This window comes from Thermoflavimicrobium dichotomicum (assembly GCF_900114055.1).
Lineage (GTDB): Bacteria > Bacillota > Bacilli > Thermoactinomycetales > Thermoactinomycetaceae > Thermoflavimicrobium > Thermoflavimicrobium dichotomicum.
In genome coordinates this window covers 1-1392 of sequence record NZ_FORR01000065.1, presented here as the reverse complement: position 1 = coordinate 1392, position 1392 = coordinate 1, and the positions used below count along the sequence as shown (strand labels likewise).

General features: G+C 45.4%; 1 protein-coding gene. It reads left to right on the top strand.

Annotated features, from left to right (window positions below):
- Positions 1 to 1392 (top strand): sigma 54-interacting transcriptional regulator (locus BMZ78_RS18365; protein WP_139203378.1); only part of this gene is annotated, 1392 nt, incomplete at both ends.

Below are 1392 nucleotides of genomic sequence, written 5' to 3'. Positions count from 1 at the left end.
GATGATTGAGAAGGCTAAGCCTGACTTCATTTTCTCCACGATCGTCGGCTCAAGCATCGTTCCGTTTTATCGCCAGTATCGGGAATTTGGCTTTGATTCAACGGAGATCCCCATTGTCAGCAGTGTTACGACGGAATTGGATATTCAGGCAATGGGCTGGGAATATGGAGTCGGTCACTATTCCCTGTTTCCCTACTTCGCATCAATTGAAAGTGAGGAGAATCATCGCTTCATCAGCTTATATCGCCGTAAGTACGGACGAAATGAAGCAATCAGCGCAAACATGGAGTTCACGTACACTGCGATCTTCCTGTTGGCGAAGGCATTAAGGGAATGCAAGGAAAAATCGGAGTTAAAACAACTTCTATTGAAACAAACGTTTGAAGCTCCCCAAGGCACCGTTTACTTTGATCCAACAAACCAACATCTCTGGCAGTGGCCTCGAATCGGTCGCGTAGAGAAGAACAACCAATTTAAAATCATTTGGTCATCCGATGAACCGATCCGGCCTGATCCATGGCACAGCTCTTTTTTCGAGTCCGGAGATGACCGGAATATCCTGCAAAAGCAGGTGATTGACCGGATTGCCAATCAACTTTCCGATGGAGTTGTCGTTTTATCCGCACAAGGAGATGTAATCTACATGAATGCAGTCGCTCAGGAACTGATCGGTCATAAGGGTTACCCTTGGTTTCGTTTGAAAGAGACCATCTTCTCTTCAAGGGAATTGCCGAAAAAAGAACGACCTTTGCCCGGAGAATCAGATCTTTTCTACCTGGCACACAGTATTTACCGTGATTCCGTTCATATTGGAAGCATTATCTTTTTAAAACAAAAGAAGCATTCGCATTCGATCAAGACAAAGCCAGTTTATTTACCGCAATTTTCAAAAACAATCATCGGAAAGGATCCGCGGCTCTTGGAGCAGCTGGAAATCGCCAAAATCGCTGCACAGACGGATGGTAATGTTCTATTGCTTGGAGAGAGCGGAACAGGAAAAGACGTTTTTGCCAAAGTGATTCATGAAAACAGTCCCCGTAAAGATCAGCCGTTTATCATTGTGAACTGCGCCACTCTCTCAAAAGAGTTAATCGCCAGTGAATTGTTCGGTTATGAGGAAGGGGCTTTCACGGGGGCGAAAAAAGGAGGAAAAATCGGTGCTTTTGAGGCGGCAAACGGTGGAACTCTGTTCTTGGATGAGATCGGAGAGATGCCATTAGAATTGCAGGCAACCTTGTTGCGTGCGTTGGAGGATAAAGCGATTACACGCGTAGGCGGGACAAAGATGATCCCTGTCAATACGAGAGTGATCGCCGCAACAAATAGGAATCTCAAACATGAGATCACATATAACGGGAATTTTCGCAGCGATCTGTATTACCGGTTAAATGT